Source organism: Arthrobacter globiformis, assembly GCF_030818015.1.
Classification (GTDB): Bacteria; Actinomycetota; Actinomycetes; order Actinomycetales; family Micrococcaceae; genus Arthrobacter; species Arthrobacter globiformis_C.
In genome coordinates, this window is record NZ_JAUSZX010000001.1 from 3,025,358 (window position 1) to 3,046,831 (window position 21,474).

General features: G+C 67.0%; 18 protein-coding genes. 5 read left to right on the forward strand and 13 right to left on the reverse strand.

What is annotated here, in order from left to right:
* Positions 1 to 30: 30 nt before the first annotated feature.
* The 7 genes from QFZ23_RS14105 to QFZ23_RS14135 form a co-directional block, all read right to left on the reverse strand.
* Positions 31 to 1,860 (reverse strand): DUF222 domain-containing protein, encoded by a 1,830-nt coding sequence (locus QFZ23_RS14105; RefSeq protein ID WP_306923826.1) that lies wholly within the window; start codon positions 1,858 to 1,860, stop codon positions 31 to 33.
* 139 nt (positions 1,861 to 1,999) lie between these two features.
* On the reverse strand, positions 2,000 to 2,269 hold the full coding sequence (locus QFZ23_RS14110; protein ID WP_306923828.1) for a hypothetical protein: 270 nt from the start codon (positions 2,267 to 2,269) through the stop codon (positions 2,000 to 2,002).
* A 96-nt stretch (positions 2,270 to 2,365) separates the two neighbouring features.
* The gene (locus QFZ23_RS14115; protein WP_306923830.1) at positions 2,366 to 3,394 is read right to left on the reverse strand and encodes a DegV family protein; all 1,029 of its coding nucleotides are present in this window, start codon (positions 3,392 to 3,394) and stop codon (positions 2,366 to 2,368) included.
* A 73-nt stretch (positions 3,395 to 3,467) separates the two neighbouring features.
* Positions 3,468 to 5,993 carry a leucine--tRNA ligase gene (leuS, locus tag QFZ23_RS14120; protein ID WP_306926860.1) on the reverse strand — a complete coding sequence of 842 codons (2,526 nt, stop codon included), beginning with the start codon at positions 5,991 to 5,993 and terminating at the stop codon, positions 3,468 to 3,470.
* 443 nt (positions 5,994 to 6,436) lie between these two features.
* Positions 6,437 to 7,951: a glycerol kinase GlpK gene (gene glpK, locus QFZ23_RS14125; RefSeq protein WP_306923832.1), complete on the reverse strand. Its 1,515-nt coding sequence runs from the start codon at positions 7,949 to 7,951 to the stop codon at positions 6,437 to 6,439.
* Between the two features lie 100 nt (positions 7,952 to 8,051).
* Positions 8,052 to 8,798, reverse strand: a complete 747-nt coding sequence (locus tag QFZ23_RS14130; RefSeq protein WP_306923834.1) for an MIP/aquaporin family protein — start codon at positions 8,796 to 8,798, stop codon at positions 8,052 to 8,054.
* 58 nt (positions 8,799 to 8,856) lie between these two features.
* Positions 8,857 to 10,623 carry a glycerol-3-phosphate dehydrogenase/oxidase gene (locus tag QFZ23_RS14135; RefSeq protein WP_306923836.1) on the reverse strand — a complete coding sequence of 589 codons (1,767 nt, stop codon included), beginning with the start codon at positions 10,621 to 10,623 and terminating at the stop codon, positions 8,857 to 8,859.
* Between the two features lie 139 nt (positions 10,624 to 10,762).
* Here QFZ23_RS14135 and QFZ23_RS14140 point away from each other — a divergent pair, with 139 nt between their 5' ends.
* The 5 genes from QFZ23_RS14140 (at position 10,763) to QFZ23_RS14160 (ending at position 15,294) form a co-directional block, all read left to right on the forward strand.
* A complete protein-coding gene (locus QFZ23_RS14140; RefSeq protein WP_306923838.1) occupies positions 10,763 to 11,725 on the forward strand; it encodes a sugar-binding transcriptional regulator in 963 nt (320 codons plus the stop codon).
* A gap of 250 nt (positions 11,726 to 11,975) precedes the next feature.
* Positions 11,976 to 12,338 (forward strand): VOC family protein, encoded by a 363-nt coding sequence (locus tag QFZ23_RS14145; RefSeq protein ID WP_306923840.1) that lies wholly within the window; start codon positions 11,976 to 11,978, stop codon positions 12,336 to 12,338.
* A gap of 70 nt (positions 12,339 to 12,408) precedes the next feature.
* Positions 12,409 to 13,278 (forward strand): aldo/keto reductase, encoded by an 870-nt coding sequence (locus QFZ23_RS14150; RefSeq protein ID WP_306923842.1) that lies wholly within the window; start codon positions 12,409 to 12,411, stop codon positions 13,276 to 13,278.
* Between the two features lie 13 nt (positions 13,279 to 13,291).
* Complete coding sequence (locus tag QFZ23_RS14155) at positions 13,292 to 14,221, forward strand: alpha/beta fold hydrolase (protein ID WP_306923844.1); 930 nt, start codon at positions 13,292 to 13,294, stop codon at positions 14,219 to 14,221.
* The gene (locus tag QFZ23_RS14160) at positions 14,218 to 15,294 is read left to right on the forward strand and encodes a glycosyltransferase family 4 protein (RefSeq protein ID WP_306923846.1); all 1,077 of its coding nucleotides are present in this window, start codon (positions 14,218 to 14,220) and stop codon (positions 15,292 to 15,294) included. The genes QFZ23_RS14155 and QFZ23_RS14160 overlap by 4 nt, the downstream gene beginning before the upstream one ends.
* Before the next feature lie 17 nt (positions 15,295 to 15,311).
* Here QFZ23_RS14160 and QFZ23_RS14165 read toward each other — a convergent pair whose 3' ends face one another.
* From QFZ23_RS14165 to mihF, 6 genes are all read right to left on the reverse strand, one after another.
* Positions 15,312 to 17,444, reverse strand: a complete 2,133-nt coding sequence (locus QFZ23_RS14165) for a primosomal protein N' (protein ID WP_306923848.1) — start codon at positions 17,442 to 17,444, stop codon at positions 15,312 to 15,314.
* A 115-nt stretch (positions 17,445 to 17,559) separates the two neighbouring features.
* Positions 17,560 to 18,795, reverse strand: a complete 1,236-nt coding sequence (metK, locus tag QFZ23_RS14170; protein ID WP_214856783.1) for a methionine adenosyltransferase — start codon at positions 18,793 to 18,795, stop codon at positions 17,560 to 17,562.
* A gap of 76 nt (positions 18,796 to 18,871) precedes the next feature.
* Complete coding sequence (locus tag QFZ23_RS14175) at positions 18,872 to 20,176, reverse strand: bifunctional phosphopantothenoylcysteine decarboxylase/phosphopantothenate synthase (protein WP_306923850.1); 1,305 nt, start codon at positions 20,174 to 20,176, stop codon at positions 18,872 to 18,874.
* Between the two features lie 40 nt (positions 20,177 to 20,216).
* Positions 20,217 to 20,477, reverse strand: coding sequence for a DNA-directed RNA polymerase subunit omega (gene rpoZ / locus QFZ23_RS14180; protein WP_003800778.1), 261 nt, complete (start codon positions 20,475 to 20,477; stop codon positions 20,217 to 20,219).
* Between the two features lie 15 nt (positions 20,478 to 20,492).
* On the reverse strand, positions 20,493 to 21,089 hold the full coding sequence (gmk, locus tag QFZ23_RS14185; RefSeq protein WP_306923852.1) for a guanylate kinase: 597 nt from the start codon (positions 21,087 to 21,089) through the stop codon (positions 20,493 to 20,495).
* 43 nt (positions 21,090 to 21,132) lie between these two features.
* Entirely contained in the window at positions 21,133 to 21,456 is a 324-nt protein-coding gene (gene mihF, locus QFZ23_RS14190) for an integration host factor, actinobacterial type (protein WP_043418338.1), read from the reverse strand.
* Between the last annotated feature and the right edge of the window lie 18 nt (positions 21,457 to 21,474).

Sequence of the window (21,474 nt, forward strand, 5' to 3'; positions counted from 1 at the left end):
TACGGCCGGGGTGTTGGGGCAGGAATATTCCTACGCTGCTGTGGAAGACGCCCAGTCGGGCCATGGATCCACTGGCAGCGGTGGTTCAAGGCCGTCGAGGGCCACCGGGCTCTCAGCGCCGTCGAGGTCGTTGGGAGCAGCACCGTCAAGGTCGTCGGGAGCTTCCCAAGATTCCGGGCCACGGTAACTGTCGAGGCCTGAGTGGTCGTCGCACCCATCGGGCCAGCTTGGCCGATCCGTCTGGTCGGCCCAGCCAGACGGCTCCGACCAGTCTTGCCTGGGTGGCGGCTCCAGATAGTCCCGGACGGGTGATGGTTCCGGATAGTCCCGGACGGATTGTAGTTCCGGATAGTCCTGGGCGGGTGGCGGCTCCGGAGAGTCCTCTACAGGCGGCGGTTCAGGCCAGGTTGGCGGTTCCCAGTCCTGCTGTTCGCTGGGGTAGTGGCGGCCGGTGGGTGAGATCCAGCCAGGTGGCGTGTCCCGGGTGGCGCCGACCGGTCTCCATGTTGTGTTGTGTTTGAGGCGGTGGTGCTTGGGGCAGGGCTGGCCAAGGTTGCTGATCCCGGTGGTCCCCCCGTCGGCCCAGGCCAGGATGTGGTCGGCGTCGTTGTCCAGGGAGTGGTTGGTGCAGCCGGGAAACGTGCACCGTCCGTCCCTCAGGCGCAGCCATTGGCGCATCGGTTTGGGGATCCGGTAGCTGGTGCGCCCGATCTCCAGCGGCGCCCCGTCCCGCGGGTCGGTCAGCACCCGCAGGAACGACGTCCCGCCGTCGGCCACGAGCCGGCGGGCCATCGACGCCGGGATCGGCCCGTGCCCGTCGAGCGTGGCCGGTTCCCCGGTCAGGCCGAGCAGCGAGAACACCGGAACCGTGACCAGCACCTGCGCTGCCGGGGACGGAACCTCACCGGCCCGCACAGGATCGCCTGGCGCGGACCCCGCCGGCAGGGAATCTGCCGGAAAGGATCCTGCCGCCCGGTCGCCAGGCGCGCCGTGAAGCCGCTGATCTGGGCCCAGCAGCCACGCGGCGGCAACGTCCACCCGGAGGTGTGTCAGGGTCCGGGACTCGGACGGGCCCTGCAGGGCGCGGGCGGCGGCGGTGGCGCGGTCCCAGATCCCGGCAGCCTGGTCCGCGGGCAGATACGCCGACAGCCAGGCCATGCCGTCCCGGTCAGGCACATACTCCAGCCGGCGGTCCTTCGCACAGTTGCGGTGCCGGGTTTCGATGCTGACCGGGTGATGCCGCTCCCGCCAATAACGTGCCCTGGCCCGGAACCTGGACGGTGTCAGCTCCCCGGCCGGACACCCCCTGGCAGCATGCGGCGCGTCAGCGTCCAGGAAATGCGCCTCCAACGCCGCAGCGGCCGCCCGATCCAGCCCGTCCGTTTCATCACACATCACCCGGGCATGCTGCCACGACAGGGTCCCCGACCCCAGCGCCGCCAGCGTCAACGGCAAGTCCATGCTCAGCATGGCCGACTCAGCCAGAAACCGTGCCGCCGATCCCTCGCTCACGGTCAGGGCACAGGCAACCTCAGCGGTCACGGACATCCGCCGGACCTCACGGTCCCGCAGGCTCTCAGCCGGCGTTGCCAACGCCCCGGAAGCCTTGGCATACTCGGCAGCGAAATGGACTTTCAACGCCGCCGCCCGGGCCTCCAGCCTGGCCACCTCCGCCAGCCCCTCCAGGCACGCATCCGCCCGCTCCCGCAAAGGATCCGCCTGACCCAGGACATGTACATCCGGACCGGCTCCAGCACCAGTCACCACCGGCCCGCCCGTCCCGCGGCGAGCCAAAACAGCAAGCGCAGAGCAGGAAGCACCGACCGCCTCCACCGCCTCCACCACTGCATTGTCTTTCATGCCGAAAGCATCCCACGAGGCACCGACAAAAATACCGTGCCGAGGAGTGGTGCCGGTTGCAACGGGCACCGCGTGGTGCGGGGTCCCGTGTGGTGCAAAAAGGGCACACCGGAAAGCCCCGCGGCCACAGGCGGTGGCATCACGGAACGTCCCGGGGCCTCTTAGCCGGCAGCGCCACGGGCGTGTCCGCGGTGCCGTTTCCGGTTAGAAGGTGGCGTTTCAGGGCGGCAATGAGAGCTTCCACCCTGGCCACCTCAGGGAGCCCGCTCAGACACGCGTCAGCCTGGTCCCGACGAGTATCAGCATCCGCAGAGACCAGGCTGCCCGTGCCGCGGCGGACAAAAGCAGCCAGTGCAGAGAGGGAGGATACGAGGGCGTCCATCGACTCCAGAGCCAGATTTTCTTTCATCCCGCGAGCATCCCACGAGGCACCGACAAAAACGCCGCCGCACAGAAACGCTGCACAGGAACCGGATCAGGTGCATCGAGCGCTGCTTGCGAAGGGTTAGGTGCTGGCCTCAGTGCCGCCGGCACCGACGGCGAGGCAACCGGCAACCGACGAGCTGCTCTCCCCCACGATCACCGCGAGGACGCCAAGCCCGGCGTGCGCCGCCAGGACGGCAGGCAGGGAGCTGATCTGGGCCGGCGGAATGGCCGGGAGCTTCGCCGCGAGCCGGGCCGCGAGCATCTCGGCTTCGGGCCGGTTGCCGAAGTGGTGGATGGCGAGCCGTGCCTCCCCCATAGGGCGCCCCGCGGCCTCCGCCACCACGATCTCCTCAAGCCGGGCAACGGCTTTCGCAGCGGAGCGGACCTTTTCCAGCGGAACGATCTTACCGCCGTCGACCGCGAGAATCGGCTTGATGGCGAGCATGGCTCCGACCAGCGAGGCTGCAGCGCCGATGCGTCCGCCGCGCCGCAACTGCTCCAGGCTGGGCACGTAGAAATACACTTTGGACCTCGCGGCGCGTTCCGCGGCGAGCCGGCAGACGTCGCTGGCATCGCGGCCGTCCGCCGCTGCCACCACGGCGCTCTGGACGGCGAGTCCCTGAGCCATTCCCACGGTGCGGGTGTCCAGCACCTCCACAGGGATCTTCACCCGGCCGGCAGCGAGGCGGGCGGCATCTGCGGTGCCCGATAGGCCACCGGAAATATGAATGGACACAACGGACTCAAAGCCCTGCCGTTCGGCGGCCAGGTAGGCCTGCTCAAACTGGCCCGGCGACGGCCGGGAGGTCTTGACGGGCGTCGCGGCGGCCAGGGCCACCGCGATGGTACCGCTGATGTCATCCTCGCCCTCACCGTAGATCTCCTCACCCACCATGACGGGCATGGGGATGACAGCCAGCCGGCCGTTGATGGAGAAGGCCCGCACCCAGTCGGCGGGCAGGGCGGCGGCGGAGTCCGTCACCACGGCAGTGCGGACGACGACGGCGGGCTCACCCGTGGGCGGGGCCTGGCCCGGCCTGGTGGCCTGGCGGAGACGGACCAGGTGCTCCTTTAACCACAGCCAGGCTGCCGGTTCGCGGTCAATCACGGCACACCTCCTGCAGTTGCTTCCGGCCGCCGGCAGGGCCGGCGGCCGGAACCCGGCCAGTCAGTCGCTCCCGTTAGGCCGGGACGATGTTCACCAGTTTAGGTGCACGCACGATAACGGTCCGGATGCCCCGGCCGTCGAGGGCCCGCTGGACGTTCTCGGAGGCCAGCGCAAGCTCGCGCAGGTCGTCCTCGGAAATGGCCGGTGAGACCTCGAGCCGGTCCCTGACCTTGCCCTGGACCTGGACCACCGCGGTGATGGTGTCCTGCACCAGAAGGGCCTCGTCGTGCGAAGGCCAGCCGGCGTTGGCCACCGACGCCGGGTGCCCGAGGACGTTCCAAAGGTCTTCCGCGGTGTAGGGCGCGAAGAGGCTCAGGATGACAGCCACCGCTTCCGCGGCTTCACGCACGGCCGGATCGGCACCGCCGGCGCCGGAGTCGATGGTCTTGCGGGTGGCATTGACCAGTTCCATCAGCTTGGCCACCACGACGTTGAACTTGTTGTTGTCCAGCAGCTCCGCAGCGTCCGCGATGGTCCTGTGCGTGACCGAGCGCAGGGAGCGGTCTCCGGTGCTGAAGTCAACACCGGGGGCGCTGGCAACGTCCTGGCCGAGTCGCCAGGCGCGGGCCAGGAACTTCGCGGAGCCCGACGGCGAAACGTCCGCCCAGTCGACGTCGTCCTCGGGCGGGGAGGCGAAGATCATGGTGAGCCGGACGGCGTCGACGCCGTACTTGTCCAGCTGCTCGCCCAGGTCAACACCGTTGCCCAGCGACTTGCTCATCGCCTTACCGCCGTTCAGGACCTGACCCTGGTTGAGCAGGGCACTGAAGGGCTCGTCTGCAGCCAGTAGGCCCATGTCATGAATGACTTTGGTAAAGAAGCGGGCGTACAGCAGGTGCAGGATGGCGTGCTCGACGCCGCCCACGTACTGCCCGACGGGCATCCAGTCGTTGATCTTCGCGGGATCGAAGGGACCGTCGGTGTAGTGCGGGGAGACGAAGCGGAGGAAGTACCAGGACGAGTCCACGAAGGTGTCCATGGTGTCCGTGTCCCGCTGGGCTGCACGTCCGCAATTCGGGCACTCGACATTCACCCATTCGGCGGCCGCGGCCAGGGGGGAAGTGCCCCTCGGGGACAGCGCCTCGCCACGCAGGTCTTCGGGAAGCGTAACCGGCAGTTGCTCGTCGGGTACCGGCACTTCGCCGCACTCGGCGCAGTGGATAATGGGGATCGGGGTGCCCCAGAAGCGCTGGCGGCTCAGGAGCCAGTCACGCAGCCGGAAGTTCACGAACTTCTCGCCGGTGCCCTGCTTGCCGAGGATTTCGATGGCGGCCGGAATGGCTTCCGACTTAGGCAGGCCATCGAGCGGACCGGAGTTTATCAGGGTGCCCTCCCCCGCCGTTGCCGTACCGGACACGGCCGGGTCCTCCTCGCCGGTGTCCAGCACCGCGCGCACAGGCAGGCCGAACTCCTTGGCGAAGTCGAGGTCGCGCTGGTCGTGCGCGGGGACGGCCATGATGGCGCCCGTGCCGTAGTCGGCCAGGACGTAGTCCGCTGCCCAGACGGGCAGCTTTTCACCGTTCAGGGGATTGATGGCGTAGCGCCCGGTGAACACGCCGGTCTTTTCGCGCTCGGTGGACTGGCGTTCGATATCGGAAAGGGCCTTGACCTTCTCACGATAGGCCATCAGTGCGTCGTGGTGTTCGGGGGTGACCAGGTCCAGGGCCAGGTGCGCGTCCGCGGCCACGACGAAGAAGGTGGCCCCGTACAGGGTGTCCGGACGCGTGGTGAAGACGGTGACTTCGCGCTCGGCACGCCCGTCAGACGCCTCGATCACGAACCGAACATGCGCGCCTTCTGAGCGGCCGATCCAGTTTCGCTGCATCGCCAGTACTCGCTCGGGCCAGTGCCCCTGCAGCTCGGACATGTCGTCCAGCAGCCGGTCCGCGTAGTCGGTGATCTTGAAATACCACTGGTTCAGCGACTTCTTGGTCACGGCCGTGCCGCAGCGCTCACAGGCCCCGTTGACCACCTGCTCGTTGGCCAGCACGGTCAGGTCCTTGGGGCACCAGTTGACAGGTGAGTCCTTGCGGTATGCGAGGCCGCGCTCGTAGAAGCGCTTGAACAGCCACTGCGTCCAGCGGTAGTACTCCGGATCGGAGGTGTGCAGCCGGCGAGACCAGTCAGCGGAGATAGCGTAGCGCTTGAAGGAGGCGGCCTGGGTGTCGATGTTGGCGTATGTCCACTCGCTCGGGTGGGCGTTGCGCTTGATGGCCGCGTTTTCCGCGGGGAGCCCGAACGAGTCCCAGCCGATCGGGTGCAGCACATCGTATCCCTGCTGGCGCAGGTACCGCGCCACCACATCGCCCATGGCGAAGGCTTCGGCGTGGCCCATGTGAAGGTCGCCGGACGGGTACGGGAACATGTCCAGGACGTAGCGGCGTTCCCGGGATCCGTCGTCGGCGGGGGTGAAGACCTTTAGGTCTTCCCACACCTGCGGCCACCGCGCCTCCATCGCCGCGAAGCTGTACGCGCCCTCTTCGGGCGTCTCCGCTCCACCTGCTGCTGTTCCGGTTTCGGTCTCCGGCTGAACGCTCACTGCTGCCCTCTTCTGTTCTGTCATGACCTCTGTCCTGTCACAACGGTCTGATCCCCGCCGCCTGCCGGGAAGGTCTCCCGGGACACACAAAAGCCCCTCGACATGGAGGGGCGGCCGCTCGATAATCCGTATTTGGTTCGGGATACCAAGCGGCTAGCTAAGCAGAAGGATCGCACGCATACACCTACTTTAGCGCACCACCATCGCCCTCCCGGCACCCCAAGCCCATGGGCACGCGTAGTTTGGATTTGGATGCAGACGCAGCGGAAGAGAGGAGGCCGCACCCCGCCAGGGTGTGGTGGGCACCGCGATGGGCCCCCGGCTGCGAGGGCCCCGACACGAGCTTGCGAGTGTCAGGGAGCAGCCGGGGACGGGCGGGCGGGTGCGGCCTCCTCTCTGAAGCGTGAGGCAGGCCCTTGACAGCGGCGGCCCCTGCGGACCGGCTACCTCACGTCCGCGTCGACCCAGTCCATGGACTTGGTGACCGCTTTCCTCCAGAGGCGCAGCTGCCGGTCCCGCTCCTCCGTATCCATGTTCGGTTCCCAGCGCTTGTCCTCGGACCAGTTGGCGGACAGCTCCCCGAGGTCCTTCCAGAAGCCGACGGCGAGGCCCGCCGCGTACGCCGCACCCAGCGCCGTGGTTTCCACCACCTTCGGGCGGATGACCGGCACGCCGAGGATGTCCGCCTGGAACTGCATGAGGGCATCGTTGGCGACCATCCCGCCGTCGACCTTCAGTTCCGTCAGCGGAACGCCCGAGTCGGCGTTGACAGCATCCAAAACCTCGCGGGTCTGGAAGGCTGTGGCCTCGAGCGCGGCCCTGGCGATGTGGCTCTTATTAACGAATCTGGTCAGGCCGACGATGGCGCCCCGGGCGTCCGAGCGCCAGTAGGGCGCGAAGAGTCCGGAGAACGCGGGGACGATGTACACGCCGCCGTTGTCCTTGACCGAGGCGGCGAGGGACTCCACCTCGGGGGCGCTGCTGATCATGTTCAGGTTGTCGCGCAGCCACTGGATGAGCGAACCGGTGACGGCGATCGAGCCTTCCAGCGCGTAGTGCGGTGCCGCGTCCCCAAGCTTGTAGCCGACGGTGGTCAGCAGTCCGTTCTTGGAGTGCACGATCTCCTCGCCGGTGTTGAAGATCAGGAAGCATCCGGTGCCGTAGGTGTTCTTCGCTTCACCGGTCTCAAACGCAGCCTGGCCGAAGGTGGCCGCCTGCTGGTCGCCCAGGATACCCGCCACCGGGACCTCCCGCAGCAGCTGCGAGGTGTGCACCGTGCCGTAGACCTCGGAGGAGGACTTGATGGCGGGCATCATGGTCGCCGGAACACCAAAGATGCCGAGGATCTCCTCGTCCCACTGCAGCGTGTCGAGGTCCATGAACATGGTCCTCGAAGCGTTGGTGACATCGGTGACGTGCACTCCGCCATCCACGCCGCCGGTGAGGTTCCACAGCACCCAGCAGTCGGTATTGCCGAAGACCAGATCCCCGGCCTCGGCCTTCTCCCGTGCACCGTCGACGTTGTCCAGGATCCACTTGATCTTGGTTCCGGAGAAGTACGTGGCCAGCGGCAGCCCGACCTTCTGCTTGAACCGGTCCGCTCCCCCGTCCTTCGCCAGTTCGTCGACGATCGGCTGGGTGCGTGTGTCCTGCCACACGATCGCGTTGTAGATCGGCTTGCCGGTGGTCTTGTCCCAGACCACCGCTGTTTCGCGCTGGTTGGTGATGCCGACGGCGGCGATGTCGTGCCGGGTCAGGTTCGCCTTGGACAGGGCCGAGCCGATGACCTCGCGGGTGTTGTCCCAGATCTCCGCAGGATCGTGCTCCACCCAGCCGGCCTGCGGGAAGATCTGCTCGTGTTCCATCTGGCCGGAGGACACGATGCTGCCGCTCTGGTCGAAGACGATGGCGCGGGTGCTGGTGGTGCCCTGGTCGATGGCAATTACGTATTGGCTCATGATGACGTCCTTGTCGTTGTGCTTCGGTTTGATTCAGTTTGAACAGATGTGGTTATGGATATGGTTTCGAAACTAGGTGCCGTGGCTCAGGTGCCGCGCTTCAGGTGGCGGCCGTAAACACGATGGGCAGATACCCCACGAGGCCGGCCAGTGCGCCGCCAACGAGCGGGCCGACCACCGGGATCCAGGAGTAGCTCCAGTCGCTGGATCCCTTGCCCTTGATGGGCAGGACCGCGTGTGCGATGCGTGGCCCGAGGTCACGGGCGGGATTGATAGCGTAGCCGGTGGGTCCGCCCAGCGAGACACCGATGCCGACGACGAGAAGCGCCACCGCCAGCGGGCCAAGCCCCGACGGTGTTCCGCCGAAGGTTAGGATGACGAACACGAGCACGAAGGTGCCGATGATTTCCGTGATCAGGTTCCACGGCGTGGACCGGATCGCCGGGCCGGTGGAGAAGACGCCGAGTTTGTTCGCGGGCTCGGGTTCGGCGTCGAAGTGCTGCTTGTGCGCCAGCCAGGTCAGCACGGCGCCAAGGAACGCGCCGGTCAGCTCACCGCCGAAATATGTCAACGTGGAGGCAAAGTCCACCGGAACGCCCGCCGCGTACTCCGGCTTGCCGTTCACTAGAAGACCCAGCGTGACGGCAGGGTTCAGGTGCGAGCCCGACCTGGCGGCGACGTAGACACCGGCGAAGACGGCGATGCCCCATCCCCAGGTGACCATCAGGAACCCTCCGTTGTTGCCCTTCGTGCCTTTGAGCGCAACGTTGGCCACCACGCCGCAACCCAGCAGGGTCAGCATCGCGGTTCCGAATACTTCGGAAAGAAAAACCAATCCAAGAGACATCTTTGACTCCTCTATTTTCTGTTGTCAGTCCTTCGCGTGTTTGAAGGACGGTTTCCCGCTAAGCGACGAGGCTGTGGACTTCGACGCCGTGATATCGCTTCAACACCTCCTGCGCGTGGTTGATCTCAGCGGCAACCCCTGCCGCATCCCAGCCGAGCGGGCCGGCCAAGGCCTCGGCAACCTCGTTCAGAAGCTCCCCGGTGACCAGTCCGCGGAAGGCGAGCGATGTGCGCCGGATCAGGACGTCCACGAGATGGCCGATCTGTTCGTGGGCCGCCATGAAGTGCAGTTCCCTGACGCTCAGTTCGCGGGTGGAGCGCAGAAGGCGGTCGGGGCCGGCGTCGAGGTAGCTGATGACTTCCTCGGCACGGGTGCCGTACCTGGTGAGGAGGCCGGCGGTCCGGTCGGCGTCGCGGGTGGCGGTCATGTGCGCCTTGATCCACTTCTGGATTCCGGCTTCGCTCTCCGGGAACGCTGAGCCGCCGCCGATGGCGAGCTTCGCCGTCGAAATTTTCCGTTCCGTTCCCAGTTCGGCGAGGACGTCGTCGGCCAGGTGTTCGGCCAGGGCACGGAAGGTGGTCCATTTGCCGCCCACCAGGCTGAGCACGACGGCGCCGCTGCCGCCGGCTTCCGGCGCTCGCCGTTCGATGCGGTAGTCCCGCGACACGAACCCCGGCTGAGTTGCGTCGTGCCGCGGGAGCGGACGCACGCCCGAGAACGTGTAGACGATCTGGCCGCGGTTCACGGTGATGTCAGGGAAGACGTGGCCAATGAGTTCGAAGAAGTAGTCGATCTCCTCGTCGGTGCAGACGGCGTCCTCCGCCATGTCGGCGTCGACGTCGGTGGTTCCCACCAGCACGCGGTCACCCATGGGGTAGATCAGAACGATCCGGCCGTCCGTATGTTCGAAGAAGATCTCTCGTCCCTTGCAGGCGGTGAGCAGGCCGGGGTGGTCAAGGACGATGTGTGAGCCCTTGGTTCCGCCCATGAACGTGGTTGGCGCGCCCATGGCCTGGTTGGTGAGGTCCACCCACGCGCCGGTGGTGTTGACGATGACGTCCGCGGTGAAGGTGAATTCCTTGCCCGTCAGTTCGTCCCGGAGCGTCGCGGTGCTGGAACCGTCTGCGTTGGACCCGACGGACGCCAGGGACAGGTAGTTGCTGGCCCGGCCGCCCGCCTTCTCGCCGTCCTGCAGGACATCCAGGGTGAGGCGCTCGGGATTGTGCACGGATGCGTCGAAGTAAGTGGCTGTGTATTTGATGCCGGGGTGCAGCATCGGGAGTTCGGCCAGCGCCTTCTGCCGTGTGCGGAACTGGTGGCGCGGGACGCTGCCGCCGTCGCGGGAGAAGGAGTCATAAAGGCTGAGTCCCAGCTTGATCAGGAACGCGCCGCGCTCCTTGGTCTTGCCCTGCTGCTTGTGGGTCAGAAACCGCAGGGGCGCGGCCAGGACACCGGAGAATGTGCTGAAGATTGGAATGGTGGTCTGAAGCGGCTTCACATAGTGGGGCGCGATCCGCAGGAGCCTGTTGCGCTCAACCACGGATTCCCGGACCAGGCGGAACTCGCCGTTTTCCAGATAACGGATGCCGCCGTGGATCATGTGCGACGAGGCACCGCTGGCGCCCTGGCAGTAGTCACCGCGCTCCACCAGCGCCACGTCGACGCCCTGCAGGGCGAGGTCGCGGAATGTTCCGACGCCGTTGATGCCGCCACCGATGATCAGGACCCGGGCGTTGGGCCGGCGGCGCAGCCGGGAAACGGACTCGCGCTCCGCGCCGCGGGCGGTAGCGCTGTTGGTATGGCCGGATGAATCCTTGAGTCCCAAATCTGCTCCTTTGGGTTTGGTTCGGAAAGGCTTGTTGCGGGCCGCGCACCGAAAGGTGCGGGGCCGTTCACCACTATTGTTTGAATTATTGGAAAATGACGTCAAGCACTATGCACAAACGTGCAGAACGGAAGGATGCATGCCCCGTCCCCGCCACTCCGAAGCGCTGCGCGCCGCCCAGCTGTACTACATGCAGGACCTCACCATGGACGCCATCGCCCGCGAATTGCGGACCTCCCGCTCCACGGTTTCCAGGCTCCTTTCAACCGCTCGGGAGACAGGCCTGGTGCAGATCCAGATCCGCAGTCCACTCGACACAGGGCCGGAGCTGGAGCGGCTGATCCGGACGCAGTACAAGGTGGATGTGCACGTGGTGCCCGTTCTGGACACGCTTAATGAGGCGGAGACGCTGGACCGCGTGGCCATGCAGGCGGCCCGCACCATCGGCCCCCTCGTGGACTCCAACGCGATCATCGGCGTGGCCTGGGGAGCCACCCTCAGCGCGGTGAGCCGGCACCTCACGCGCAAGATCACCCACGACAGCGTGGTGGTGCAACTGAACGGGGCGGGCAACATGCAGACCACGGGCATCACCTACGCCAGCGACATCATGCGGCGCTTCGGCAGCGCCTACGGGGCGCGGGTTGAACAGTTTCCCGTGCCGGCCTTCTTCGACCATGCCGCCACCAAGACCGCGATGTGGAATGAGCGGAGCGTGCAACGCATCCTCGACCTGCAGTCCCGCATGAGCATCGCGATCTTCGGCGTGGGCTCGGTGGATGCAGACTACCCCAGCCACGTCTACGCCGGCGGCTACCTCGACGAGGACGACCTGGCAACCCTGGCGAAGTCCGACGTCGTCGGGGACGTGGCCACGGTATTCTTCCGCGGCGACGGCTCCTCTGACGGCATCACCCTGAATGAACGCTCCACGGGCCCGTCGCTGGACCAGCTCCGCCAGGTGCGCCGCCGGATCTGCGTCGTGTCCGGCGCGTCCAAGATCAACGGGCTCCGCGGAGCACTGGTGGCCGGGCTGGCGACTGACTTGATCTTGGACGAGGCCTCGGCCCGGCGGCTCGTGAGCTTCGAAGGCGGGAACTGAAAAGGAGCACCGGTTCAACGACATCCTGGTCACCGGCAGCGGCGACATCGCTGCTGGAGGCCGACCTCGTAGACCAGCTGAACCTTTCCTTTACCCACTCACCTTCGGAGCACCCGTCACAGGCATCGACATCAGCGAAGGCTAGCCGCGCCCTCGAAGCGTTATTCCAGGGGCCACTTTTCAAGGACCACCCAACGACAACCGGTGGGAAACTCTCGGAAAATCAGTGCAGCCATGCAAGGATGACCGCATGAAAATCACCAGAGAGATCGTTGTGTTCGACGCCGCCGACCTTCCTGCCGAGAGCGCCTTCTGGGCCGGCCTGCTGGGAGGTACCGTGGACGCGGACGACGACTGGCACACGGTCAGTGTCGACGGGAAGCCGCGCCTGGGCTTTCAGCTTGCACCCAACCACGTGCCGCCGGAATGGCCCGACGGGAACCCGCAGCAGATCCACCTTGACCTGTACGTTGAGGACGTCGCGTCCGCCCACGATGAGGCCATGTCGCTCGGTGCACGCCTGCTCAAGGCCGCGGAGGACATCACCTCCGCCGAGGGCTTCCAGGTGTACGCAGACCCTGCCGGCCACCCCTTCTGTCTCTGCTGGGGCTGAACCCCCGCAGGGCTGACACTGCGCCTGCCGGTCACACGCGTGGCGGCACGGTATCGGTAGAGTCGTATCCATGACTACCTCACCCCGGCTCAGCCTGAACAACGGCGTGCTGATCGACCAGTTGGGTTTCGGGCTTTACAAGGTTCCGCCGAAAGACACCGCCAACCTGGTCGCGACTGCTCTGGAGGCCGGGTACCGGCATTTCGATACGGCGGCCATGTACGGGAACGAGTCCGGGGTGGCGCGGGGCCTGGTAGACCTATTCGCCACGGAAGCCGCCACCGGTGGTTCTGGCGAGGCGGCGCACAGTACTTCCCGCGAGGATCTGTTCATCACCACCAAGGTCTGGAACGACGACCACGGCTACGACGCCACGCTGCGGGCCTTCGACAAGTCCATGATCAACCTCGGCCTGGAATACGTGGACATGTACCTGATCCACTGGCCGTGCGCGAAGCGGGGACTTTTCCAGGAAACGTACCGCGCCATGGAGACGCTGTACCGCGAGGGAAAGGTGCGGGCCATCGGCGTGTCCAACTTCCAGCCGCAGCACCTGGACCAGCTGCTGGAGACAGCCGAGGTGGTGCCGGCCGTCAACCAGATCGAACTGCACCCGTGGCTGCAGCAGGCTGAGCTCCGGGAAAAGCACCGCGGGCTGGGAATCCTCACCGAAGCGTGGAGCCCCCTGGGCCGCGGCCAGGTGCTGGAGGATCCCGTCATCGGCGCCCTCGCGGCCGAGCACAAGGTGAGCGCCGCGCAGGTCATCCTGCGCTGGCAGGTGCAGCTGGGCAACGTCGCCATCCCGAAGGCAAGCTCTGCCGCCAGGATCCGTGAGAACCTCGACGTCTTCCAGTTCGAGCTCTCAGCCCTGGACATGGCTGACATCGAGGCCCTGGACCGCGGCCACCGTACCGGCTCCCACCCCGACAACGTCAACTAGGACTCCCCAACAGATGAGAACAGCCGACTCCGAGCCCGCAACCGCACCGTCCTTCGTCAGCAGCGGACTCGCCGCCCGCACCCGGGCATCGACCGTGCAGCTGGCAGGCAGCAACATTGCCTACTGGGTCTACGAACCGGAAAAGACGACGGCTGATACGCGGACCATCCTGGTCATCCACGGCTTCCGCGGCGACCACCACGGGCTGCTGCGGGTGGCCGACCAGCTGCCGGACATGCGCCTGATCATGCCGGACCTTCCTGGTTTTGGCAGCTCCGGGGCATTCACCAACGGTGCCCACAGCGTGGAACGCTACGGCCGGTTCATCAGCGACTTCATGGCGGCCCTCGGACTCGGGCCGGACACCGTACTGCTGGGGCACTCGTTCGGCTCCATCGTGGCCGCCCACTTCGTTGCCGCCCATCCGGACGCCGTCCGCCCGCTCATACTGGTCAACCCCATTGCAGCGCCCGCGCTCGAAGGCCCCAAGGGCGTCATGACCCGGCTTGCCGTGCTGTACTACCGCCTCTCCGCGCGGCTCCCCCGCCCACTTGGCCTGGCCTTGCTCCGCAGCCCGCTCATCGTGCGGGTGATGAGCATGGCCATGGCGAAGACGAAGGACAAGGACCTGCTGCGGTTCATTCACGGGCAGCACCGCGCGTACTTCAGTGCGTTCGCAAACCGGGAGAGCCTGCTGGAATCCTTCACCGCGTCCGTCAGCAGCAACGTGGCCGAAGTCGCGCCCCAGCTCACCCTGCCCGTGCTGCTGGTCGCCGGCGAAAAGGACGAAATCGCCCTGCTGCGGGACCAGCACCGGCTTGCCGGGCTGCTCCCCGACGCAACGCTCGATGTCATCCCGGGCGTCGGCCACCTGATCCACTACGAAACGCCCGAACCTGCCGCAGGATTCATCCGCCGCTTCCTTAAGGACCACCCCGCGTGAAGATACTCATCGACGCCCGGTTCACCCGGACGGACCACCACGACGGGATCAGCCGCTACGGCTCCAGCCTCATTGCCGCCGTCTCAAAGATCGCCGATGTGTCCATGCTCATCAGCGACCTCCGGCAACTGGCCCTGCTTCCCGACGTTCCGTACACGCTCATCAGCAGCCCGCTCTCCCCCGCCGAGCTCTTCGTGGCGCGGAAAGTCAATCAGCTCGGAGCGGATGTGGTGGTGTGCCCCATGCAGACCATGGGGACGTGGGGACGCAAGTACGGCCTGGTACTGACCCTGCACGACCTCATCTACTACGAACACCCGGCACCGCCAGGCTTCCTGCCGGCCCCGGTGCGGATCCTGTGGCGCCTGTACCACAAGGCGTTCTGGCCCCAGCGGCTCCTGCTCAACCGTGCCGACGTCGTCGCCACCATCAGCAGGACCACCGAGGCCCTGATGGCCAAGTACCGCCTGACCAGCCGTCCGGTGCGCATCGTCAGCAACGCTCCACAGCCGGCCCAGCGGCCCCGCGACCCGGCCGCGGCGCCGGAGAAGACACTGCTCTACATGGGCTCGTTCATGCCCTACAAGAACGTCGAGACCATGCTCGCCGGGATGGCGGAACTGCCTGACTACACGCTGCACCTGCTCAGCCGGATCACCCCGCACCGCCGCGCCGAGCTTGAAGCGCAGATCCCCGCCGGCGCGAACGTTGTGTTCCATAACGGCGTCACTGACGACGAATACACGGCACTGCTGAACCGCACCACCGCGCTGGTTACCCTGTCCAAGGCCGAGGGCTACGGCCTGCCCCTGGTGGAAGCCATGGCACTGGGCACCCCGGTCATCGCCAGCGACATCCCGATCTTCCGGGAGGTGGGTGCGGATGCCGCCGCCTACGTTGATCCGGAGTCGGCGCCGGAGTTCGCCGCCGCAGCGCGCAGCCTCGCCGACGTGCAGCACTGGCAGGACATCTCCCGGCGGTCGGCGGCGCGCGCACAGCAATTCAGCTGGGACGAATCCGCCCGCCAGCTGGTGGACGTTGCGGCGGAGGTAGTCGCACTACGCCGCAGGTAACAGGCAGCGTCAATCCGTCAGAGCACGTCAACCCCGTCGAGCCGCAGCTGCACCGGGGCCTCGGTGCGCTTCGCCGCCCCTGCGGCCTTAGCGGCCCGAAGCACCCTCGTCACGGTGGCGGCCTGCGCGTACGGAATGAACAGCAGCGTGCGCACCTCCACGCTTTCCGAGCCCGGTGCCTGAACGCCCGGGGCCTGGATGCTGGGGGTTTGGATGCTTGCCGTATGCAGCAGCGGGGCCGGGCCCGCAATGCGCAGTTCCACGCCCTCGGCGGCAAGAAGCTTTGTGGCTGCCGTCGTGAAATGGCCGACGGCGGTGCTGCCGCCGGTGACGGCGGCTACCCTCACCGCCGGGGGCAGCTGCAGCTCGGCGCGCAGACCCAGCTCACGCTGGGCATAGCCCGCCGGGTCCCACCGCAGCAGCGCGCCGACGGCAGCAGTGTCGTCGGCGGTGATGACGACGATCCCGCCCTCTGTGGCGGGCCGGACCAGGCTGGCGGCGTTGAACCAGCGCCGCACGGCGTCCTCGCCCGCGCGGAGGTTCTCCCGGCGCAGCAGCGAGTCGCCGTCGAGCAGAAGCGCCGCAGCGTACCCGCCCGGAGCCACGGGCTCGGCACCCACCGTGGCCACCACCAGCGCACAGGCATCCGGCACCGTGGCCTTGACGTTCTGGCCGGAGGACGTGACTACGGCCTTGCCGGGGAACGCCCGGCCCAGCTCCTCGGCCGTACGGAGAACGCCGGCCGCGCCGCGGCGCAGCCGGGCGCCGTTACAGTGCCCGCAGCGCCACTCCGGTGCCGGCGTCGAACACCAGCGGCATTGGGGAACAGCGGCGCTGCCCGCGATGGCGAGCGGCCCTTGGCAGGACGGGCAGCGCGCCGGTTCCCGGCAGGTTTCACACGCCAGCGACGGCGCATACCCGGCCCGGGCAACCTGCACCAGGACGGGGCCCCGCTCCAGTGCCTCCTTGGCGGTGCGCCACGCAGCGCCCGGCAGCCTGGCCAGCCGGGCGAGCGGGTCGCGCTCCTGTTCAAAGCTGTCGGCGGTGTTGAGGACCCTGGGAACCGTCCGGCGGAGCACCGTGCGTTCGGCTTCCACGGGCATAGCCCAGCCGGCGTCCACCAGCCGCTGCACCTCCGTGCTGCGCGCGTGCCCCGCCAGCAGGCAGGCAGCACCCTCCTGTTCGGCACGAAGCAGCAACACTTCGCGGGTGTGGGCGTACGGGGAGCGCTGTTCGACGTGCAGGTCGTCGCCGTCGTCCCAGCACACCACCAGTCCCAGGTTCTGCACCGGGGCGTAGGCCGCCGAGCGGGTGCCCACGGCGACGCCCGCGGAACCCTTGAGGATTCTGAGGTAGTTGCGGTACCTGGGTGTCTGGCCGTCGTCGGCCGTCAGCCGCGCAACGTCATCGGCGGGCAGGATGTCCTCGAGCGCAGCCTGGACGCGGTCCAGGTCGCGGTAGTCGGGAACGACGACGACCGCGCCGCGTCCGGACTGCCGGACCGCCGCCACGGCTTCCGCGATAAGCCGCGGCCAGCCGTCCGGGCCGAACCCCTGCAGCGCGCTGAGGGCAGCCCGGGGTGAGCCTCCGGACGCAAGATGGCGGAGGAAGGCGGCGCCGTTCCGGTACGTGGTCCACCCGGAGCCGGACAGGTCATGATCCGCCGCGGGAGGCTCGGCCGGCTCAACGCCGGCAAGCTCCTTCTCCACCTTGACCACCCGGGGCGGGATGGCCACGCGAAGCACATCGCTGACCGTGCCTGCGTAGCGTGCGGCGACGCGCCCGGCGAGTTCCTGCAGGGCGGGGGTCAGGACGGCGACCGGCGAGACGACCTTGTGCAGCGGGACGAGGGGCTGGCCGGCGTCCGACTCCTCAACCCGGTCCAGGATGTAGCCGCCGAGTTCCTGGCCGCTGAACTTCACCCGGACGCGGACGCCCGGCTGGGCGTCCTCATCCAGTTCCGCGGGCACGCTGTAGTCGAACGGCCGGTCCAGGTGCGGCAGCGGCGACTCGATGAGCACGCGCGCCACCGGACGGTCGGCGGCCAGCGGCGGCCCGCCGGCGGCCCTGGCCGTTGCCGGGAACCCCTGCAGCAGTGACAGCTGCAGCGGCTCTGGCGTTGGGTGCGAAGGCATGCGGTTCGAAGACATGCCGTGTGAAGACTTGCTGTTCGCGGAAATGGCGCCCTACCTCCGTCCTGGCCTACTCATCAGCCAATCACACGGGTCTGACATTCCCGATGCTGATGGCCGCGGACGGGACGGCTCAGGCGTTGAAGTACGCCTTCAGGTCATCCACGCGGTCCAGGCGCTCCCAGGTGAAGTCCGGGTCATCGCGGCCGAAGTGGCCGTGGGCGGCGGTCTTGGCATAGATGGGACGCTTGAGGTCCAGGGCGTCGATGATGGCACGCGGGCGCAGATCGAATATCTCCGCAATCGCGGCGCTGATCTTTGCCGGGTCGACGGTCTCGGTCCCGAACGTCTCTACGTAGGTTCCCACCGGGCGGGCCTGGCCGATCGCGTAGGCGATCTGGATCTCGGCACGCTTGGCGAGTCCTGCTGCAACCACGTTCTTGGCAACCCAGCGCATGGCATACGCTGCGGAGCGGTCCACCTTGGACGGGTCCTTGCCAGAGAAGGCGCCGCCGCCGTGGCGGGCCATGCCGCCGTAGGTGTCCACGATGATCTTGCGTCCGGTGAGTCCGGCGTCGCCCACCGGGCCGCCGATCACGAACGCGCCAGCGGGGTTCAGGATGTTGTTGGTGCGCGAAATATCCAGGTCCGCGAGGGCGAGGACGGGGTCGATGACGTGCGTCGCGAGGTCGGCCCGCAGCTGGTCAAGGCTGAAGCCGTCGGCGTGCTGGCTGGAGATCACGATGGTCTCGACCGAAACCGGACGGTCGCCGTCGTACCCAATGGTGGCCTGGGTCTTGCCGTCCGGGCGGAGGTAGGAGAGTTCGCCGTTCTTGCGGACCTCGGTGAGCCGCTCCGAGAGGCGGTGCGCGATCCAGATCGGCGTCGGCATGTAGGACGGGGTCTCATCGCTGGCGTAGCCGAACATCAGGCCCTGGTCGCCGGCGCCCTGGAGATCGTAGTCGTCCTCCTGGCGGCCTTCGCGGGCTTCGAGGGAATTGAAGACGCCTCCGGCGATGTCGTTGGACTGCTGGCCGATGGACACGGAAACGCCGCAGCGTGCGCCGTCGAAGCCGTTGGCGGAGGAGTCGTAGCCGATGCCCAGGATGGTCTCGCGGACGATCTGGGGGATTTCGACATATGCGTCGGTGGTCACTTCGCCGGCCACGTGGACCAGGCCGGTGGTGGCCATGGTCTCGACGGCGACACGGGACTCGGGGTCCTTGTCCAGCAGGGCGTCCAGGATCGCATCACTGATCTGGTCACAGATCTTGTCCGGGTGCCCTTCAGTTACCGACTCGGAGGTGAAGAGCCGAAGCGCGGCGGGTGCGGACCCGTGGGATTCTGGAATGTGCAGCGGTAAAGTCACTCAACTACCTTACTGGTTGGCAAACGGAGGGGCGGCAGCGTGTGTCCCCATGCTAAGGAGACGTTGCTTACGCCCGTCAGGTTCGCGGAAAGACCCGGCTCAGTTCGGAGCCGATGCGGTCGATGACAATGGCGGCGACGTCCTGCTTGGAGCCCGAGGCCGACTGGGGCTCGGAACCGGCCCGCGAGAGGATGACCACGGAGTTGTGGTCCTGGCCGAAGACCTTGTCAGCGCCCACGTGGTTCACCACCAGCAGGTCGCAGCCTTTACGCTTCAGCTTTGCCTCTGCGTAGGACAGCACATCACCCTGCTCGTCCCCTGTCTCGGCGGCAAAGCCCACCACGAGCTGGCTGCTGCCTGCGGCGTCGCGGACCGCGACCAGCTCGTGCAGGATGTCGGGGTTGCGGACCAGCGTGATCACGGGGTCGGCGGTGTCGTCCCGCTTCTTGATCTTGCTTTCGGACACCTCCGCCGGCCGGAAGTCGGCCACCGCTGCCGCCATGATGACGACGTCGGAATCAGCTGCCGCTGCCAGCATGGCTTGGCGGAGCTGCAGGGCCGTTTCGACGGCGACGAGGTCGACGCCCGGCGGGGCTGGCACTTCCATGTGTGCTGCCACGAGCCGCACGGTGGCTCCGGCGTCGCGCGCGGCGGCGGCCAGCGCCACACCCTGTTTGCCGGAGGAGCGGTTGCCCAGAAACCGAACCGGGTCCAGGGGCTCCCGGGTGCCGCCGGCACTGATGGTCACGGTGCGGCCGGCCAGCGGGAAGAGCGGCCCAGTGGAGGTACCGTCCGCGGCTCCGGCTGCGGACCGGGACAGCACGGCGTCGGACTGGAGGCCGTGGGAAAGCGCCAGCCCTTGGGAGAGCACCATGGCGGCGTCGAAGATGGCTTCGGGCTCGGGCAGCCGGCCGGGGCCGGAGTCGCTGCCGGTCAGCCGCCCGCTGGCGGGTTCCAGGACGGTCACGCCACGGCTGCGCAGAGTTTCAACGTTCGCCTGGGTGGCAGCATGCTGCCACATCTCGGTATGCATCGCCGGGGCGAACAGCACCGGGCCGCTCGCCATCAGGAGGGTGTTGGTGAGCAGGTCGTTGGCCTGGCCGGTGGCGGCGCGGGCCAGGAGGTCGGCTGTGGCGGGGGCCACCACAATGAGGTCTGCCTCGTGGCCCAGCCGCACGTGCTTGACCTGGTCAACGTCGACGAAGACGCTGTTGGTCACCGGGTTCCCGGACAGCGCCTCCCAGGTGGCCACGCCGACAAAGCGGGTGGCTGCTTCCGTGGGAATGACTGTGACGTCATGGCCGGCTTCAGTAAAAAGCCGGAGGAGCGATGCCACCTTGTAGGCGGCAATCCCTCCCCCGACTCCGAGGACTATGCGCACGTGAACTCCGTCAGCAGGCAGTCTGTTTACTCTGCGGAGGTTACTCTGCAGCTTCGATCGGCGTGGAAACCAGCTTGCCCTCGTTGATCTCGCGCAGGGCGATGGACAGCGACTTCTCGTTCAGCTTGGTGTCAACCAGCGGGCCGACGTACTCGAACAGGCCCTCGTGCAGCTGCGCGTAGTAGGCGTTGATCTGGCGTGCACGCTTGGCACCGAAGATCACCAGGCCGTACTTGGAATCGGCCGCCTCGAGCAGCGAATCGATCGGCGGGTTGATGATGCCTTCAAGGTTCGTGGACACGAATTCTCCAAATTTCTAGCGGGCTGATGGCGTCTGCGGCTGGCGCGGGTGCGGGGTCAGCCCCATGAGTGAAACAAGCTCGTCTGCTGCCCGGCGGACGTCGTCATTGATGACGGTGTGGTCGAACTCCGGTTCAGCAGCAAGTTCTACTTTACCGGTTTCCAGCCGGCGCTGCTGTTCCTCGGCCGATTCCGTGCCGCGGCCCACCAGCCGGCGGACGAGTTCTTCCCAGCTGGGCGGTGCCAGGAACACGAACTGGGCGTCCGGAACGGCCTCCTTCACCTGGCGTGCACCCTGCAGGTCGATCTCCAGCAGCACGGAGCGGCCCTCGGCGATGGCCTGGTTGACGGTGCTCTTCAGGGTTCCGTAGGTGTTCTGCCCGTGCACCACGGCCCACTCCAGAAATTCGCCGGCGGCCACAAGGGATTCGAACTCTTCCTTGGACTTGAAGTAGTAGTGCACACCGTCGACCTCACCGGGCCGCGGGGCCCGGGTGGTGGCTGACACGGACAGCCAGACTTCGGGATAGTTGTCGCGGATATAGGTGGACACGGTGCCTTTGCCAACAGCCGTAGGACCAGCGAGGACTGTCAGTCCGGGTTTGTTGCTCACGTATTCCTTTGGACGGTCTACAGATGACTCTGTTCGGATGAAGCTATTTCTCGTTCATAAAATCTACCAGCGCCCGGCGCTGGTGGATGCCCAGCCCCCGGACCCTGCGGGATGCGGCGATGCCGAGGCTGTCCATGATGGCCGCGGCCCGGACCTTCCCGATCCCCGGCAGGGCCTCGAGGAGTTCCGAGACGCGCATGCGCGCTATGGCCTCCTCGGTGCCGCCGGAGTCCAGGATCTGGGCCACGGTCAGCTCTCCGGATTTGAGCCGCTCCTTGGCTGAGGCCCTGGCAGCCCTTGCCGCCGCGGCCTTCCTAAGTGCGTCGGAACGTTCCTGCGGTGACAAGGGTCGCAAGCTCACGGTCATTTCCCCTGGGGTCAGCCA

Excerpts from the sequence above, each read along its gene's own strand:
- QFZ23_RS14145 (WP_306923840.1), top strand. The coding sequence starts at position 11,976 with ATGAAAATCACCAGAGAGATCGTTGTGTTCGACGCCGCCGACCTTCCT.
- QFZ23_RS14165 (WP_306923848.1), bottom strand. The coding sequence starts at position 17,444 with ATGTCTTCGAACCGCATGCCTTCGCACCCAACGCCAGAGCCGCTGCAG.
- QFZ23_RS14110 (WP_306923828.1), bottom strand. The coding sequence starts at position 2,269 with ATGAAAGAAAATCTGGCTCTGGAGTCGATGGACGCCCTCGTATCCTCC.
- QFZ23_RS14140 (WP_306923838.1), top strand. The coding sequence starts at position 10,763 with ATGCCCCGTCCCCGCCACTCCGAAGCGCTGCGCGCCGCCCAGCTGTAC.
- QFZ23_RS14155 (WP_306923844.1), top strand. The coding sequence starts at position 13,292 with ATGAGAACAGCCGACTCCGAGCCCGCAACCGCACCGTCCTTCGTCAGC.
- glpK (WP_306923832.1), bottom strand. The coding sequence starts at position 7,951 with ATGAGCCAATACGTAATTGCCATCGACCAGGGCACCACCAGCACCCGC.
- QFZ23_RS14105 (WP_306923826.1), bottom strand. The coding sequence starts at position 1,860 with ATGAAAGACAATGCAGTGGTGGAGGCGGTGGAGGCGGTCGGTGCTTCC.
- mihF (WP_043418338.1), bottom strand. The coding sequence starts at position 21,456 with ATGACCGTGAGCTTGCGACCCTTGTCACCGCAGGAACGTTCCGACGCA.
- QFZ23_RS14130 (WP_306923834.1), bottom strand. The coding sequence starts at position 8,798 with ATGTCTCTTGGATTGGTTTTTCTTTCCGAAGTATTCGGAACCGCGATG.
- QFZ23_RS14150 (WP_306923842.1), top strand. The coding sequence starts at position 12,409 with ATGACTACCTCACCCCGGCTCAGCCTGAACAACGGCGTGCTGATCGAC.